This is a genomic window from Comamonas sp. JNW (assembly GCF_003105075.1).
In the GTDB taxonomy this organism is placed as follows: Bacteria; Pseudomonadota; Gammaproteobacteria; order Burkholderiales; family Burkholderiaceae_C; genus Comamonas; species Comamonas squillarum.
In genome coordinates this window covers 1-15,677 of sequence record NZ_QETI01000023.1, presented here as the reverse complement: position 1 = coordinate 15,677, position 15,677 = coordinate 1, and the positions used below count along the sequence as shown (strand labels likewise).

At 63.1% G+C, this 15,677-nt stretch carries 11 protein-coding genes and 1 pseudogene; 7 read left to right on the top strand and 5 right to left on the bottom strand.

All coding sequences use genetic code 11. The features are described from left to right. Positions 1–98: 98 nt before the first annotated feature. The 6 genes and pseudogenes from DCO45_RS21680 to DCO45_RS21655 all read left to right on the top strand — a co-directional run. Positions 99–983, top strand: a pseudogene (locus DCO45_RS21680) (3-hydroxybutyryl-CoA dehydrogenase); the annotation flags it as partial. Positions 984–1,018: 35 nt separating this feature from the next. After that, positions 1,019–1,393, top strand: a complete 375-nt coding sequence (locus DCO45_RS21675) for a hypothetical protein (protein WP_116927753.1) — start codon at positions 1,019–1,021, stop codon at positions 1,391–1,393. Between the two features lie 33 nt (positions 1,394–1,426). Further along, entirely contained in the window at positions 1,427–2,230 is an 804-nt protein-coding gene (locus tag DCO45_RS21670; protein WP_116927752.1) for an HpcH/HpaI aldolase/citrate lyase family protein, read from the top strand. Positions 2,231–2,389: 159 nt separating this feature from the next. Then, entirely contained in the window at positions 2,390–2,860 is a 471-nt protein-coding gene (locus tag DCO45_RS21665) for a MarR family transcriptional regulator (protein ID WP_116927751.1), read from the top strand. 42 nt (positions 2,861–2,902) lie between these two features. Next, positions 2,903–3,322 carry an organic hydroperoxide resistance protein gene (locus DCO45_RS21660; protein WP_027010425.1) on the top strand — a complete coding sequence of 140 codons (420 nt, stop codon included), beginning with the start codon at positions 2,903–2,905 and terminating at the stop codon, positions 3,320–3,322. Between the two features lie 118 nt (positions 3,323–3,440). Next, complete coding sequence (locus DCO45_RS21655; RefSeq protein ID WP_116927750.1) at positions 3,441–4,493, top strand: serine/threonine protein kinase; 1,053 nt, start codon at positions 3,441–3,443, stop codon at positions 4,491–4,493. A gap of 8 nt (positions 4,494–4,501) precedes the next feature. Here the strand turns inward: DCO45_RS21655 and DCO45_RS21650 are convergent, their stop codons facing one another. Beyond that, the gene (locus DCO45_RS21650) at positions 4,502–4,987 is read right to left on the bottom strand and encodes a hypothetical protein (RefSeq protein ID WP_116927749.1); all 486 of its coding nucleotides are present in this window, start codon (positions 4,985–4,987) and stop codon (positions 4,502–4,504) included. A 214-nt stretch (positions 4,988–5,201) separates the two neighbouring features. On the opposite strand from DCO45_RS21650, the gene DCO45_RS21645 reads away from it, so the two are divergent. Continuing rightward, the gene (locus tag DCO45_RS21645) at positions 5,202–6,413 is read left to right on the top strand and encodes an MFS transporter (RefSeq protein WP_243419456.1); all 1,212 of its coding nucleotides are present in this window, start codon (positions 5,202–5,204) and stop codon (positions 6,411–6,413) included. A gap of 2 nt (positions 6,414–6,415) precedes the next feature. Here the strand turns inward: DCO45_RS21645 and DCO45_RS21640 are convergent, their stop codons facing one another. The 4 genes from DCO45_RS21640 to htpG form a co-directional block, all read right to left on the bottom strand. Further along, positions 6,416–7,144 (bottom strand): exosortase H-associated membrane protein, encoded by a 729-nt coding sequence (locus tag DCO45_RS21640; protein WP_207788108.1) that lies wholly within the window; start codon positions 7,142–7,144, stop codon positions 6,416–6,418. A 96-nt stretch (positions 7,145–7,240) separates the two neighbouring features. Beyond that, positions 7,241–7,792 carry an exosortase H gene (xrtH, locus tag DCO45_RS21635; protein WP_116927747.1) on the bottom strand — a complete coding sequence of 184 codons (552 nt, stop codon included), beginning with the start codon at positions 7,790–7,792 and terminating at the stop codon, positions 7,241–7,243. 178 nt (positions 7,793–7,970) lie between these two features. Then, positions 7,971–12,158: a DUF11 domain-containing protein gene (locus DCO45_RS21630; RefSeq protein WP_116927746.1), complete on the bottom strand. Its 4,188-nt coding sequence runs from the start codon at positions 12,156–12,158 to the stop codon at positions 7,971–7,973. 997 nt (positions 12,159–13,155) lie between these two features. Next, positions 13,156–15,105, bottom strand: coding sequence for a molecular chaperone HtpG (gene htpG, locus DCO45_RS21625; RefSeq protein WP_116927745.1), 1,950 nt, complete (start codon positions 15,103–15,105; stop codon positions 13,156–13,158). Positions 15,106–15,677 lie beyond the last annotated feature (572 nt).

The following is a 15,677-nucleotide window of genomic DNA, read 5'->3' as shown; positions in this document are numbered from 1 at the left end:
CGCCTATCCCCGCGCTCTGTCGCCCAGTTTGTGCCGCACTGCAACACCACCCGCTATGATCTTGGCACCGGGCTTGCCGCAGGCACTGCAGGGCGGGCCCCTCTCCCAGCAACAGGACCCAAGGAAGACAGATGACGATCCAGACCGTAGGCGTAATTGGTGCAGGCACCATGGGCAACGGCATTGCGCAGACCTGCGCGGTGGCCGGGCTGAATGTGGTGATGGTGGACATTTCAGACGCCGCCGTGCAAAAGGGCTTGGCAACGGTGGGCAGCAGCCTGGACCGCCTGATCAAGAAGGAAAAGATCAGCGAAGCCGACAAGGCCGCCGCCCTCGCGCGCATCCAGGGCAGCACCCGCTATGAAGACCTGCAAAAGGCCCAGTTGGTGATCGAGGCAGCCACCGAGAACTACGAGCTCAAGCTCAAGATCCTGCAACAGGTCGATGCGCTGCTGGACCCCTCGGTGCTGCTGGCCTCGAACACCTCATCGATCTCGATCACCCAGCTGGCCGCAGCCACCAAGCGCGCGGACAAGTTCATCGGCATGCACTTCTTCAATCCCGTGCCGATGATGGCACTGGTCGAAGTGATCCGGGGCCTGCAAACCAGCGATGCCACGCACGATGCGGTCAAGGCACTGGCCGAGAGCCTGGGCAAGTCGCCGATCAGCGTGAAGAACTCACCTGGCTTTGTCGTCAACCGCATTCTGGTGCCGATGATCAACGAGGCCTTCTATGTGCTGGCCGAAGGCATTGCGTCAGCCCAGGACATCGATGACGGCATGAAGCTCGGCTGCAGCCACCCGATTGGCCCGCTGGCTCTGGCCGACATGATCGGCCTGGATGTCTGCCTGGCCGTGATGGAGGTCTACCTGAAAGACTTTGGCGACAGCAAATACCGCCCCTGCCCGCTGCTCAAGGAAATGGTCGCCGCTGGCCAACTGGGCCGCAAAACCGGCAAGGGCGTCTACAGCTACGCCTGATCGCGCGCGCCCGCGCTGCCCAGCGATTCCTCCCCATGCCCGCGCCACGCAGCACCCCGATCTGGAAAAAGGCCCTGCCCGTGGCCGCGCTGGTGCTGGCCCTGGTGGCCTGCCTGGCCGGCTTTCGCCTCTGGAAGCAGCAGCTCGAAGAGGCGCCGGTCGATGCGCTCTACCGCGACTACCTGGCCTATGTGGCCGCCAGGGTGCCGGCCGCCGATCTGCACCTCAAGCGCTACTACCAGCGCTATGGGCGCGACACGGTGGCCGCCAAGCACTTCAAGCCCATCTGCCGCAGCGTGACAGCCATGGCAGACCAGCAGGCGCTGGACCTGGGCGCCAGCGAGTGGCACACGCTGGCCGGGAGCTGCCGCACGCGAATGAGCAGCGACGAGATCCACCTTCTGCCCTGAGCAAACACCTCATCACATACAACAGAGACAAGCATGCCCACCCCCAACCTCTTCAAAAAAGCCATGGCCGCCGGCCAGGCGCAGATCGGCCTGTGGTCGGCCTTTCCCTCGCCCTACATCACCGAGCTGCTCGCCGGCAGCGGCTACGACTGGATCATGCTCGACACCGAGCATTCGCCCAACGATGTGCCCCAGGTGCTGCAGCAGCTCCAGGCGGTGGAGGCGGCCCTGCAGCCACGCCCGACCAGCGCCGTGGTGCGCCCGGCCTGGAACGATCCGGTGCTCATCAAGCGCTACCTGGACATTGGCGCCCAGACCATTCTGATCCCCTTTGTGCAAAACGCCGACGAGGCCCGCGCCGCCGTGCAAGCCATGCGCTATGCGCCCCAGGGCATTCGCGGCATGGGCGGCTCGATGCGCGCCAGCAACTTTGGCCGTGATCTGCAGTACGTTGACGATGCTGACAAGGAGCTGTGCCTGCTGGTGCAGGTAGAGACCGCGCAGGCGCTGGACCAGATCGAGGCCATCGCCGCCGTCGATGGCGTGGATGGCATCTTTATCGGCCCGGCCGATCTGTCGGCCAGCATGGGCTACCCTGGCCAGCCGCGCCACCCAGTGGTCAATGCCGCGATTGACAACGCCATCACCCGCATCCGCGCTGCCGGCAAGGCCCCCGGCATCCTGATGGTGGACGAGGCCCGCGCCCGCGAATGCCTGGCCCTGGGCGCGCAGTTTGTCGCGGTCTCGATGGACCTGATCCTGCTGCGCACCGCTGCCGATGCGGTGGCGGCCAAGTTCAAGGACAGCAGCGGCCAGGTGGTGCAGACCGGTTATTAAAGAGCACGGAGGCAACCCAGCGTCCATCCGACGCGCGGCTTGCCTGCCTTTAGGACGAATCCCGGGGCCATGCACCGGCCCTGCCCAAACACCCTGCTGCCTGCAGGTTTTTACTCAATTAAATTGCGCGCAATTTAATTGAGTACGATAATTCAACCCATGCCCAACGCCAACCCCGCCACTGCCCACAACGCGCTGCTGCTCGACCAGCAGCTGTGTTTTGCGCTGTACTCCAGCTCGCTGGCGATGACCAAGCTGTACAAGCCCTTGCTCGAACCATTGGGTTTGACCTACCCGCAGTACCTGGTGCTCTTGGTACTGTGGGAGGGCGATGGCTGCATGGTCTCCGAGCTGGGCGAGCGTCTGTTCCTCGATTCGGGGACGTTGACGCCGCTGCTCAAGCGCATGCAGACGGCAGGCTGGCTGCAGCGCCAGCGCGACAGCGACGATGAGCGCCGTGTGCGCGTGTACCTGACGGAGGCCGGTCGCCAGCTGCGCGAGCAAGCCGCGGCCATCCCCGCCTGTGTGCTCGCGCACAGCCAATGCACGGTGCAGGAGCTGCAGGCATTGACCCACCAGATCCAACAGCTGCGCAGCCGACTGGCCGCGCCGCTTCCCGCCGCTTCTTGATGAAGCATGTTTTTTCGTTCCACCCTTGACCAGGAGTTCACCATGGCTACTCTCGAAAAAGTTCTGTACACCGCCCACGCACACACCACCGGCGGCCGCGACGGCGCATCGCGCACCAATGATGGCCGCCTGGATGTGCAGCTGTCCTCGCCCGGCACCAGCGGCCAGGGCACCAACCCCGAGCAGCTGTTTGCTGCCGGCTACTCCGCCTGCTTTATCGGCGCGATGAAGGCGGTGGCCGGCAAGCAAAAGCTCGCCCTGCCCGATGGCCTGTCGATCGACGCCGAAGTGGACCTGGGCCCCATCCCCAACGCCTACGGCATCGCCGCCCGCCTGACGGTGAACCTGCCCGGCATGGACAAGGCCGTGGCCGAAAAGCTGGTGCATGACGCCGACCTGGTCTGCCCTTACTCCAACGCCACCCGCGGCAATATCGACAAGACCCTGACCGTGGTGGTCTAAGTCGCGCAGTTCAACGATTGACGCTCTCCAGTACAGCCGGTGCATGCCTTGCATGCCCGGCTTTTTTTGCGTCCCTGTGGTCAGGATGGCCGTCACAAGAAGGGCGCACAATGGCGGTATGCACGATACCGATGACTACCCGCCCAGCAGCCCCGCGCAGGAGCATGCCTATGCCGCACTCACCCCCGATGTGGTGCTCGACGCGCTGGCGTCGGTGGGCCTGTGGGGCGATGGCCGCCTGAACCCGCTGTCTTCCTACGAAAACCGCGTCTACCAGGTCTGGCTGGAAGACGGCAGCAAGGTGGTCTGCAAGTTCTACCGCCCGGGCCGCTGGAGCGATGCGGCCATTGCCGAGGAGCACCAGTTCTCCCAGCAGCTGGCCGACGCCGAAGTGCCGGTGGTCGCGCCCCTGCAGCTGGGCGGCCACAGCCTGCTGCAGCATGGCGGTTTTCGCTTTTCCGTATCGCCCTGGCGGGGCGGGCGCCAGCCCGATCTGGACGACTGGGAGGTGCTCGAATGGGTGGGGCGCTTTCTGGCCCGCATCCACACCGTGGGTGAGGCCCGGCCCTTTGTACACCGCCCCAGCATCAATGCCCAGGACTTTGCCCGCGAGCCCCACGACTGGCTGATGGCCCAGGGCGCCATTCCGCCCGGCCAGCGCAGCGCCTGGAGCGATGCCTGCCGCCGCGCCACCGACAAGATCTGCGAGATCATCGATCCGGGCGATGCCAGCGGCCACTTTGCCGCAGGCAGCTACCGCAGCCTGCGCCTGCATGGCGACTGCCACCCGGGCAATGTGCTATGGGTGCCGCCCGAGCACCAGGGCGGCGGCCCGCATTTTGTCGACCTCGATGACACGCGCAGCGGCCCGGCCGTGCAGGACCTGTGGATGCTGCTGTCGGGCGACCGCCAGCAGCAAAGCGCGCAGCTGTCGACGCTGGTCGAAGGCTATGAACAGTTCCGCCCCTTTGACCGGCGCGAGCTGGCACTGATCGAGCCGCTGCGCACGCTGCGCCTGATCCACTACAGCGCCTGGCTGGCGCGGCGCTTTGACGACCCGATCTTTCCGATCCACTTCCCCTGGTTTGGCAGCGAGGCCTACTGGCAGGAGCAAACCCAGATGCTGCAGGCCCAGCTCATCGCGATGGATGAGCCGCCGCTGTACGTTTAAGGAACCGGTTAACAGCGGTTGTCCAAGCGGCAGTCGGGCAGCAGTTGCCCATCCGCACCGCGCCACTGCAGGTTGGGATCATGCTCGCCCGAGGGTGGGCTGACCACCCCAGGCACCACCACGCCGGGCTGCACCGGCTGGGCATAGTCCGGTGCAGCGGCGGGGCCAGACGCTGGCGCTGCCGGGTCATACAGCACCGTGCCGGTGCCCACCCCCACGCCCACCTGGGCACCCCCGACGGAGGTGCCGACCCCGACACCTGCATTGCCCGTCACCTGGCCGCGCTGGTTGACCCCCACGCCGACACCGACAGGGCCCAGGCCCGTGCCCACCCCGGCGCTGACCCCGCCACTGCCCACCCCCACGCCGACCGAGAACGGCCCCACCGGCACGCCCACGCCCACATAGGGCGAGCAGGCGGACAGCGCAGCCACGGACAAGGCGGCAGCGGCCGCACGGCAGGGGTGGGAGAGGAAAAAGCGCATGGCAGGCATTCGGATCATGGCTATTTTTAACAGCGATTGCTACACCAGCCTCTGCCGCAAGGGCATTGCATGCAGATGTCCTACGCCCAGCGATGGGCACCCCGACAGCGCGGGGACATGCCGGGCCCGACTCCCTACAATCCAGGCCACCGTCCTTTCAGGGCCAGCCGCTACCCGCCGCTGGCCTGCTGCTGCCACCGCAGCCCAGCCCCAAGTTCTGATCATGAAATACCAATGGCCGCCTTATTTCTGGGTGTGCTTCTCGATGTGTGTCGGCGTCATGGGCACGGCGCTGGCCAGCCCGCTCTACCCGCTCTACCAGGCCCAGTGGCAGCTGCCGCCCAGCGCGATCACCCAGGTGTTTGTGCTCTATATGGCCGCAGCGCTCACCAGCCTGATGCTACTGGGCGCGATCACGACCCGCTATGGTTTTTTCAAGGTGCTGCGCGCGGGGGTGGTGCTGATGAGCGCAGGCGTGCTGCTGTCGGCGCTGGCCTGGAACATGCAGGTGTTTGGCTTGAGCCGCATCATCATTGGCCTGGCCTCGGGGATGATCACCACCTCGGCCTCGCTGGGCCTGACCCAGCTCAACACCAGCGGCGACACGCAGCGGGCCGCTGCCACCACCAGCTTGACGATTGCCTTTGGCTTTGGCCTGGGGCCCATTGTCGGTGGCCTGGTCGCGCAATGGGCGCCTTTTCCGCTGCGCAGCGCCTATCTGCCCTCGCTGCTGCTAAGCGCCTTGGCGATTTATTCGCTGTTCCAGGTGCAGCTGCCGGCCCACCTGCAGCCGGCGCCTGCCAGCAGCAGTTTTGGCCTGCGCCAGCTGATGCCGCGCCTCACCTTCCCCGAACGCACGGCGCTGCGCCGCTACGGCCTGGCGTCGATGGGCGCCTTCTGTGCCTTTGGCATGTTCAGCCTGTTTGCCTCGCTCGCGCCCAGCTTTATGCAAAGCATGCTGCCCTGGCACGGGCCGGCCATCAGCGGGCCGTCGATCGGCCTCATTCTGCTGCTGTCGGCCGCGTCGCAGTATGCCGCCAAGGGCTTTGTCACCCGCAAGGTCCTAATCACCGGCTATGCAGCGCTGGCGCTGTGCAATCTGCTGCTGATCGCCAATGTGTTTGCCAGCTCGGCGGCGGTGTTTCTGCTCTGCGTGCTGAGCGCTGCGCTCGGCCATGGCCTGTGCAACCTGGGCGGTATCTCGGTGGTCAACCGGGTGGCGCGGGCTGACAACCGCGCCGGCCTGCTGGCCACCTACCTGGTCATCGGCTATGTGGGCACCATCTTGCCGATTCTGGGGATTGGCTGGCTGTCCGACCAGGTGGGCCTGTCGCGCGCGCTGCTCGTGTTTTGCGCAGTGTTTGCGCTGCTGGCCACGGCGCTGGCGCTGGCCACCTGGCGCACCCCAGTGCCGGTGCCCGCTGCCAAGCACTAGCCTTATTTGCGCGGCGGCAAGGTGATGCTGATCTCGTGCGAGATCTCGGGGCCGCTCTCGGCCGGGCGGATCACCTGCTCAGGCGGCGGTGGGGGGGGCGGCCGCAGCACAGTGGGGCGCGGCGCCAGCTTGGGCTGGATGTTTTTCTTCCAGGCCTCGACCAGCACCTCGTTGACAAACTGGCGGTCCAGCCACAGCCACAGCAAAAACGGCACCAGGGTGGGCAGCACCAGGCTGCCCAGCTGGTAGCCATAGGCGAGCAAGTCCAGCTGGATCTGCGAGATCTTGAGCAGGCGCAGGTCGAGATTGGTGGCCAGCACCATCTGCATCAGCAAGCTGGTGGAGATGCTGAACGCCTGGAACGGCAGCAAGATCACATAGCCCAGCACCGCGCGCCAGATGCGGCCCTTGCGCCAGGCCGCCAGCAGCAGCGCCAGGAAGATCGGAAATCCGTAGGCATAGCGGCCCGGGTCGCCATCGACCGAGATCTCGGCCCAGCGGCCACCGGTGTTGGCATTGGCCACGCCCACCGAGGTATCCACCTCGATCTTTCCGGGCGCAATATGCACCTGCTTGACCCAGCCCGCGGCCAGGTCCAGCATGCCTTCCTTGGAGATCACCGCCACCGGGTAGCTCATCCACGGCGACAGCTGCACCCACAAGGTGGTCAGCACGATGATGCCGGCAAAGGCCAGCAGCGCAAATCGCTGTATCGGGTTCAAGCGCTTCATCCCTCTTCCTCTGTATCCGCCCTCCTGGGGGCTCTGTGCTTCTTCTCGTGCCTATGGAAAAAAGCCAGCAGTGCTTGCACTGCTGGCCGGTTCAGATCAGGCGGCTGCCAGCGTGGGCTCGGCCCCCGAGCCCGAGGGAGGCGGTTGGTCCGAGCCATCCTCGGCCCGCTTGGCGCGCTGGCCGGCACGCACCCAGACCAGCCAGACGACCAGCACGTCCAGCATGATCAGCGCCTGCCACAGGTACTCGTGGGCAAAGTTGAAGGCCGTCATGTTCCACTGGCCCAGGTAGAACAGGCTGATCACGCGCACGATATTGACCGCTTGCACCGCGATAAAGCCCAGCACCAGGCCGATGAGCTTGTGGCGCCAGCTCGAGGGGAAGGCCATGATGGCGGCAAACAACACAATGCAGGCCTCGATGCCATTGCAGCCGGCCTCGATCGACACGCCAAAATTGGTGGCATGGTTCCACAGCACCTTGCCTTCGGCGACAGCAGACTTGTCAAACCAGGTCACCAAAAAGGCGCAGATCTGCGCCAACATCGCCGTCCAGGGCTCGACCAGGTGCTTTTGCACCCAGCTGAGCATATTGAGACCAAACAAAGTGAGCTGCAGCCCCAGAAATACAAAAAAGAAGCGAACCATGGTACGTGCCTGCTGTCGTCGAAGTGGACGTAGGAGCAAATATAGCCGTTAAAGTTCTGGCCGGGGGAAATGCCTCTGTCAACAACTGCTGTTCCTGCGGCAAATCCCCACGCAAAAAAAGCCGCGCATGGCTATGCGCGGCTGGGGTGCTGGAGGCAAATCCTATGGCATAGCCTTATCAGCTGCGGCGTCCCAGTCGCAGTGCGGCCAGGCCAGCCATGGCCAGCGCCATCAGCAGCAGCGCCCCAGGGACCAAGGCAGGCACGGGCACTGCGGTCTGGTCACCGGGCCGGCCTTCGCCGCCGCCATTGTCCTTGCCAGCAATGGTTGTGGTCGCCGAGCTTTCGTTGTTGCTCGGGTCGCTATCGCCGGGCAGGTCCACCACGGCGGTATTGACCAGGCTGGCCGGGCCTTGCAGCGCGGCATCCACGGTGGTCTCCACCGTCAAGCTCACCGATGCACCCACGGCCAGCGGCTCCAGCACGCAGCCCAGCGTGCGGCTGCCTGCGTCAAAACGGCAGGCCGGCGAGGCTTGCACAAAGACCAGGCCTTCGGGCAAGACATCGGTCACGCTGGCTTCGCGGCTGTCGGCCGGACCGTTGTTCACAACGGTCAAGGTGTAGGTCAGCGCATCGCCTGCGGCGGCCTGGGCCTTGTCCACCGATTTGGTCAACGCCAGATCCACCAGCGCCAGCGGCGTCTCGGTGTGGCTGTCGTTGTTGGACTCGTCGGTATCGCCGGGACTCGTCAGGCGGGCGCTGTTGACCACACGGGTCTGTCCTTCAGTACGCGACAGCAGCTTGGCGCTGAAGGGGAGAGCCACTTGCTCACCGGCGTTGAGCGTGGTGATCTCGCAGCGCAAGGCGCGCGTGGCCTCGTCATAGCTGCAGCCGGCAGGGGCCGCGCCTTCCAGCGCCAGGCCTTCGGGCAGCACATCGCTGACGACCGCCTGGCCGTTCACCAGGTCATTGCGCGGGCTGGCTGCCGGGTCTTCCTCGTTCTTCACCGTCAAGGTGTAGGCGATCAGATCGCCCACATCAACGGCACTGGTGGCCGAGGTGGTCTTGGTCAGCGACAGATCCACATAGCGCAGCTTGTCCAGCTCTTCGGGCGAGATTTGCGCCGGGTCATAGGTGGAGGTACGGTCCGTGGTCTGGTTGTTCTTGCTGACATCCATGCCGCCCAGCACTTCCACATCGGCCGCCACCGTCGCGCGGTGGTTGACGGTGCCTACGGCGCGGCCATCGAGCAGCGCAGCGGGCTCCATCGTGAACTTGATCGCCACCGATTCATTGGGCGCCAACCAGGGGAAATCACAGACCAGACTGCCCGCCAGCGCACCGGCGGCCGGCACGGTACAGCTGTCCAGGCCAATGCGGCTATCCCCATTGGCCAGTTGCACGCTGTCGAGCGAGACAAAGCGGAAGTCGGCCGTCGATCCCGCTGCCGGAAACTGGTCCACCATCTGCACGCCCGTCGCATAGGACTGCGATGCACCGCTGTTGGTCACCGTGATCGTGTACTGGGTCTTGCCGGTGTCCAGCGGGATGCCGTCATGGGTATGGCGCATGTTCACCAGCACATCGACCTGGGGCTTGTCCAGCGGCACCGTTTCGTTGGCGCTGTTGTTGCCCAGGTCCGTCTCCGGCGTGACCGAGGCCACGAGGACGCTGTTGTCCAGCTGAGGCGAGTAGTCCTTGGCGCGTGAGCGCAGCTGGTAGCTGACCGTCTTTTGCGCGTTCTCGGCGACCGCATCGGTCCAGACGCAGGTCATCGTGCGGTTGGCTTCGGTGATCTCCAGGCCGGCGGCAAACGTGGCGCCGCCGCTCAAGCTGCAGCTGCCACCGCTGATGCTGGGCGCAGAGCCCACCAAGATGGTGTCGAGCGGCAGGCGATCAGTCACGCGAACCTGGCGCGCCTGCGAGGGGCCGCTGTTCTTGGCCGTCAAGGTGTAGGTGATCGCCTGGCCGGCGGCAGCGCTCTCGGGTGCGGCCTGCTTGGTCACGGTCAGATCGGTCAGTGCTTCGAGCACTACCGAGGCCTGCGCACGGTTGTTGGCGGTGTTGAACTCCGCCGTATCGGGCGAGCGCACATCGGCCACATTGACGATGGTGTTGGTCTGCGTGGCATCGTCCTGGGGGTCCACATACTGGCGCGCCTTGATGACGACCAGATACTCAACATCCGGGTCGGCAGGCAGGTTGCGCAGGGTGCAGCTGACGGTCGCAGACTTCTGGTGGTTGTCACCCGAAATGCTGCAGCCCTCCGAGGTGGCAGCGTTGCCCGCCTTCAAACCCTGCGCCTGGCCCTGCGGCACCTCAGGCATCTGCACCTCAGCCGTAAGATAGCGGCTGTTGTCATAGGTTTTCACCCCCAGTACGCCGGCGCTGACGTCGGTCAGCAGGTTGCCGATGACATCGGTCACCGTGACGGTTTGCGCAGCCTGCAGGTCTAGATTGCGCCCATTCTCAGGCACATCGTTTTTCACGCGCAGGGTGTAGACCACCTCGGCACCCGAGGCCTTCGCGCCACCGGTGATCGCGGCGGACTTGCTGATCGACAGGTCGGCCTGGCGCTCCGATATGTTGACTTTGTTGCTGCTCACGATCTGGCCCAGCGGCGCACCGTCACGCCCCTGCATACCCTCCAGTGCAGCGCCGTTGGCGATGGAGGCAAACTGGCCGTTTGCCGCATCGATGTGGGCCACCACATTGAGCAGGAGCTCCGAGGTGCTGCCAGCCGCAATGCCGCCGCTGAAGGTGCAGGTCAGCAATTTCCCCAGTTCGGTGGCCGTGCTGCTTGCGGGGCTGCAGACCCAGGGAGACCCAGCGGCAACGCCCAGAAACTGCAGTTGGCCGTCGAGCTGGTCGGTCACCGTCATGGTCTGGCCGGGCAGCACATCCAGCGGCCCATTGTTCTTGATCTTGATCGCGTACTGGTATTGCTGGCCGGAGGCAATCACCGACGCCGTCGTGCTTTTGCTCAGCGCCAGATTGACCTTGTTGCTGACCAGCACGCTCGCCTGCGCCTGGTTGTTGGCGCCCACATTGGCCAGCGGCTCATTGCTGGCCGAGACCTCGGCCGAGTTGTTGATGACACTCTCTGCCCCCACCGAAGACACGTCCACCAAGGCTTTGACGGTGATTTGCGGCAGGTTCGGGGTAAAAGCACCGCTGTACTGGCAGCGAACGATTTGCGCGTTGTTGCTGCACACCCAGTCGTTGCCAGTCGCACCGACGAACGTGACACCGGCAGGCAGGGTGTCGGTGACGACAATGTCCCGCGGCACCAGCTCTCCGGCGACCCGCTTGGCGCTGAGCGTGTAGGTCACCGGCACAGGCGCGCTGGCCTGCTTGTCCAGCACCTTGGGGTTGACGACCTTGGTGAGCGCCATGTCCAGGTTCACATTGGGCTGCACCTGGATCTGCACATCATCGGTGTTGTTGTCAGGGTCGGCATCCAGAAACAGCTGACCGGTGGCGGTCTCACCTGACACCGACACCGCACTGACCACCTGGCCGCCGCTGGTCTTGACCAGCAAAGGCACGCTCAGCAGCGGCAAATCCTGGCCACGGCCGACCGACTGGCCAGCGGGCACGGTGTAGCTGCAGCTCCATACCGGCACGGGCTGGTTGGCGCTGGTGTCATCAGCCAGCTTGCACACCCAGCCATTGCCGCCAGGGCTGCCTTGGAACTCGGTGCCCTCGGGCTGTGGAAAACGCAGTTGGGCCTTTTCACCCGCCTTGAGCGCAAAGGCATAGGGCGAGTCGGCATTGCGCACCTGCAGCTGGTAGTCGACCTTGTCGCCCTGGGTGTGGCTTGCGCCATTCACCGGCGCGAGGATCTGCACAGCCAGATCGGCGCGTTCGTAGGTGGTGATGGTGCGCTCGATGCGGCTGTGGTTCGGAGCCGCCTCGCCCGCATCCGGATCCGCGTTGTCGGGGCTGGAGGCAGACGCCTGCGCCGTCCAGTCCGTCCCCGCGCTGGGCAGCTTGACGCGGAAGTCCACCGCGACAAAATCGGTCGCCGTCACCAACGCAAGATTGCATGTCAGCGCAGCGCCTGCCTCGATGGTGTCGCCGGCCTGGGGCAGCGGCTGGGCACATTGCACGCCGGCGGGCGCGACGATTTCCTGAAAAATGGCGCCCGCAGGCAGCTGCTGAAGCAGCGACACATTGGCGACCTCGCCGCTGCCGCCATTGAGCTTGACCTTGGCGCGGTAGACAAAGTCGGCGCCCACCGGGCCATCGACCGAACCGCTCTCGGCAACGGCCCCGGTCTGGGCGACAAAGGCGTCATGGTTCACAAAGATGTCGTAGCGGGTCGACTGCGCAGCGGCCATCGCCGGCAGCAGACCAGAGACCAAGGCAAAGGCAACGCTGCACCGCAGGGGGCTGCGTAGCGGCGGCGATCGATACGGGAGTAACACTTTCAATGTCCTGTTTAAAAAGGCAAAGCTCCGCCCTCTCCTGAAAAAAACAGAGATAACGGCTTGCGTGTTCAGTGAAATAAAAGATTTCCGCTAAATACCAAAGATTTTCTGAGCGATCACAGCGATAACACCCAGTGGTAGTAACGGATTCTTAAGATCCTGCTGTAACTGACAACAAGGGCTGCGAATGTAGCACCGACCATTCACCTATATATGCAATAAACTTTTAATAAATTTATTGAATATATAAAAATGATGCACCAAAACGATGCAGACCGGGCCATAGCATTTCCGGTCCAGCGTTGGGCCGCTGGTATGCGCTGCTGCCTCTGCGCTCCCGCAGGCATGCCGTGGGCGTTGAAGGCCTGCGCTGCCCAGTGATGCACACGCAGCGCCGCTGTGCATGCAGCCGCGCTGAAGAGATAAAACCGCAATAAATTGATTTATCTAGCAAATAACAGATCTAGAGCAGACGGTGGCGGCTCGAAGAGACAACCAGAGCCAAAGCGATGTGCGCGGTATCAAGGTCCGCGATGGGGCACAAGTTTTCTTGCGGTAGCGTTTTTTGAACTCTCTTGGCATGCAGGCACTCAGGATAAAAACAATTTGACACAAAATTAAAACACCCCGATGCGGCAGCTGCTGGTCCTCAAGATGCATCGCCGTCGATATGTCAACAATTCTTAACTTTGATTTTGTCGGGTATTATGGAATTATTTACCACTGAAAGTTAGCACTTCCCTCGTGATAAAAAGCAAATAATCCATCGATATTCACAAAAAAGAATAAAAACCACACACCATTGCCAGCAATGGCTGGCATGAAATTCCCACCCCGTTTCTGCAGGGGCCAACCCGCTGCCAGGCCTCAGATAAAAAAATCCCCGCCCGGCTTTTCAACCGGCGGGGATTTTCATTCGGTGGGTGCGGCTTTATGCCAGCAGTGCATTGACCCGTTTGACATAGGCGGCAGGGTCGTCGGGCAAACCGCCTTCGGCCAGTACCGCCTGGTCAAACAGGATCTGGGCCAGGTCGTGGAAGTGCACCGAGCCGTCCAGCTTCTTGACCAGCGGGTGCTCCGGATTAACCTCCAGCACCGGCTTGGACTCGGGCGCTGGCTGGCCCGCCTGCTTGAGCAGGCGCGCCAGTTGCAAGCTCATGCCGCTGTCCGAGACCACGAGGCAAGCGGGCGAGTCCACCAGGCGGCTGGTGGCACGCACGTCGTCTGCCCGGTCCTTCAAGGCTTCCTTGAGCTGGGCCAGCACCGGCTTGAAGGCTTCGGCGGCTTCTTCGGCCGCTTTCTTCTCTTCCTCGTTTTGCAGCTTGCCCAGATCGACAGCGCCCTTGGCCACCGATTGCAGCGGCGTGCCGTCAAAGTCCTGCAGGAAGTTCAGCGCCCACTCGTCGACCCGGTCGGTCATCAGCAGCACCTCGATGCCCTTTTTCTTGAACACTTCAAGCTGCGGGCTGCTCTTGGCGGCGGCCAAGGTGTCGGCGGTGATGTAGTAGATGGCGTCCTGCCCCTCTTTCATGCGCGCCTTGTAGTCGGCAAACGAGGTGTTCAGGCCGTCGTGGGTGGTCGATGCAAAGCGCAGCAGCTTGGCGATGCGCTCCTTGTTGCCCATGTCCTCGCCCAGGCCTTCCTTGAGCACCGCGCCAAACTCGCTATAGAAGCGGCTGTATTTGCCTTCCTTGGCCTTGTCGTCTTCGCTGACCACATCCACCACGCCATCGCTGCCTTCGGCATCGGCCTGGGGCTTGTCGTGGCGGGCCAGGTCTTCGAGCATAGCCAGCACGCGCTTGACCGAGCCATCGCGGATCAGGCGCACATCGCGGCTTTCCTGCAGCAGCTCGCGGCTCACGTTCAGCGGCAGGTCGGCCGAGTCGATCACGCCTTTGACAAAGCGCAGGTACTGCGGCATCAGCGCCTGGGCATCGTCCATGATGAAGACGCGCTTGACGTAGAGCTTGATGCCCGCGTGCTTGCCCTGCTGGTACAGGTCAAACGGCGCCTTGGCGGGGATGTAGAGCAGCTGCGTGTACTCGGTATTGCCTTCGACCCGGTTGTGGCTCCAGGTCAGCGGGTCTTCGTAGTCGTGGCTGATGGCCTTGTAGAAGTCCTGGTACTGCTCGGGCGTGATGTCCTTCTTGGCACGGGTCCACAAGGCGCTGGCCTTGTTCACGGTTTCCCACTCGCCGGTCTTGGCCATCTCGCCGGGCTGGTCGTTCTCACCCTCTTTCCATTCTTCCTTTTCCATCAGGATGGGCAGGCTGATGTGGTCGGAGTATTTGGCAATCACTTCCTTGAGCTTGTAGCCGTTCAAGAAGTCCTGCGCGTCCTCGCGCAGGTGCAAGATGATGCTGGTGCCGCGCTGGGCACGGTCAATCTGCTCGACCTCGAAGTCGCCCATGCCGCCGCTGGTCCAGCGCACGCCTTCCGAAGCCTGGGTCCCCGCGCGGCGCGACTCGACGGTGATCTTGTCGGCCACGATGAAGCCCGAGTAAAAGCCCACGCCGAACTGGCCGATCAGCTGCGAATCGGCCTTCTGGTCGCCACTGAGCTTGTCCATGAAGGCCTTGGTGCCGCTCTTGGCAATCGTGCCCAGGTTGTCGATGGCCTCTTGCGTGGTCATGCCGATGCCGGTGTCGGTGATGGTCAAGGTCTTGGCCTTGCTGTCATAGGACACGCGCACTTCCAGATCGGGCTGGTCGCCGTACAGACCGCTGTCATTGAGCGCTTCAAACCGCAGCTTGTCGCATGCATCCGACGCATTGGAGATCAGCTCGCGCAAAAAAATCTCCTGGTTCGAATACAGCGAATGCGTCACCAGGTGGAGCAATTGGGCCACTTCGGCCTGGAAGGAATGGGTTTTTTTGGTCATGGGAGGTCAATCTTCATCAACACAGATCAAGGGCCTATATGGGTGCGGGCCGCGCCGTTTCAAGCTATACCGTCATTTTAGGAATTGTTTATCCAAACAATCTATATCAAGCAAAGATTTATGACATAGATCGCTGATAAATGATCATGATCACCCGTAGAGCAGATATTCAATTTCCTTGATGCACACCATCACATCTCATTGTTATTTCCCCTGACACACTTAACGTTGTGTATCAACTTTTGACATTTGATTGGTGGCATCCACGCAAAATAAATCCAACGTTAGTTAACACCTAATTACAAATGAATGTTGTTGAGCGGCATCCCTTGTACAGCGGCACTGGATTCTTCCAGGCGTTTACAGGGCTTGCCGCTTGGGGGATGTTGGTGCTGGTGCTTGGTGGGCATGTGCCCCTAGCCCAAGCACAGAGCGATCAGGCAGTCAGTGCCCAGGTGGAGTCACTGAGCGCTGCCCAGGCCGAACAAGCCCGGCTGCGCGCCCTCGTGGAGGCGGCGCCCGCCGCCTACGAGGACAACTTCATGAGCGCCGATGAACTGACGGCCCTGCGG

Bases quoted from the DNA above. Each gene is read 5' to 3' on its own strand.
- DCO45_RS21675 (WP_116927753.1), top strand. From the start codon at position 1,019: ATGCCCGCGCCACGCAGCACCCCGATCTGGAAAAAGGCCCTGCCCGTG.
- DCO45_RS21670 (WP_116927752.1), top strand. From the start codon at position 1,427: ATGCCCACCCCCAACCTCTTCAAAAAAGCCATGGCCGCCGGCCAGGCG.
- DCO45_RS21665 (WP_116927751.1), top strand. From the start codon at position 2,390: ATGCCCAACGCCAACCCCGCCACTGCCCACAACGCGCTGCTGCTCGAC.
- DCO45_RS21660 (WP_027010425.1), top strand. From the start codon at position 2,903: ATGGCTACTCTCGAAAAAGTTCTGTACACCGCCCACGCACACACCACC.
- DCO45_RS21655 (WP_116927750.1), top strand. From the start codon at position 3,441: ATGCACGATACCGATGACTACCCGCCCAGCAGCCCCGCGCAGGAGCAT.
- DCO45_RS21650 (WP_116927749.1), bottom strand. From the start codon at position 4,987: ATGCCTGCCATGCGCTTTTTCCTCTCCCACCCCTGCCGTGCGGCCGCT.
- DCO45_RS21645 (WP_243419456.1), top strand. From the start codon at position 5,202: ATGAAATACCAATGGCCGCCTTATTTCTGGGTGTGCTTCTCGATGTGT.
- DCO45_RS21640 (WP_207788108.1), bottom strand. From the start codon at position 7,144: ATGAAGCGCTTGAACCCGATACAGCGATTTGCGCTGCTGGCCTTTGCC.
- xrtH (WP_116927747.1), bottom strand. From the start codon at position 7,792: ATGGTTCGCTTCTTTTTTGTATTTCTGGGGCTGCAGCTCACTTTGTTT.
- htpG (WP_116927745.1), bottom strand. From the start codon at position 15,105: ATGACCAAAAAAACCCATTCCTTCCAGGCCGAAGTGGCCCAATTGCTC.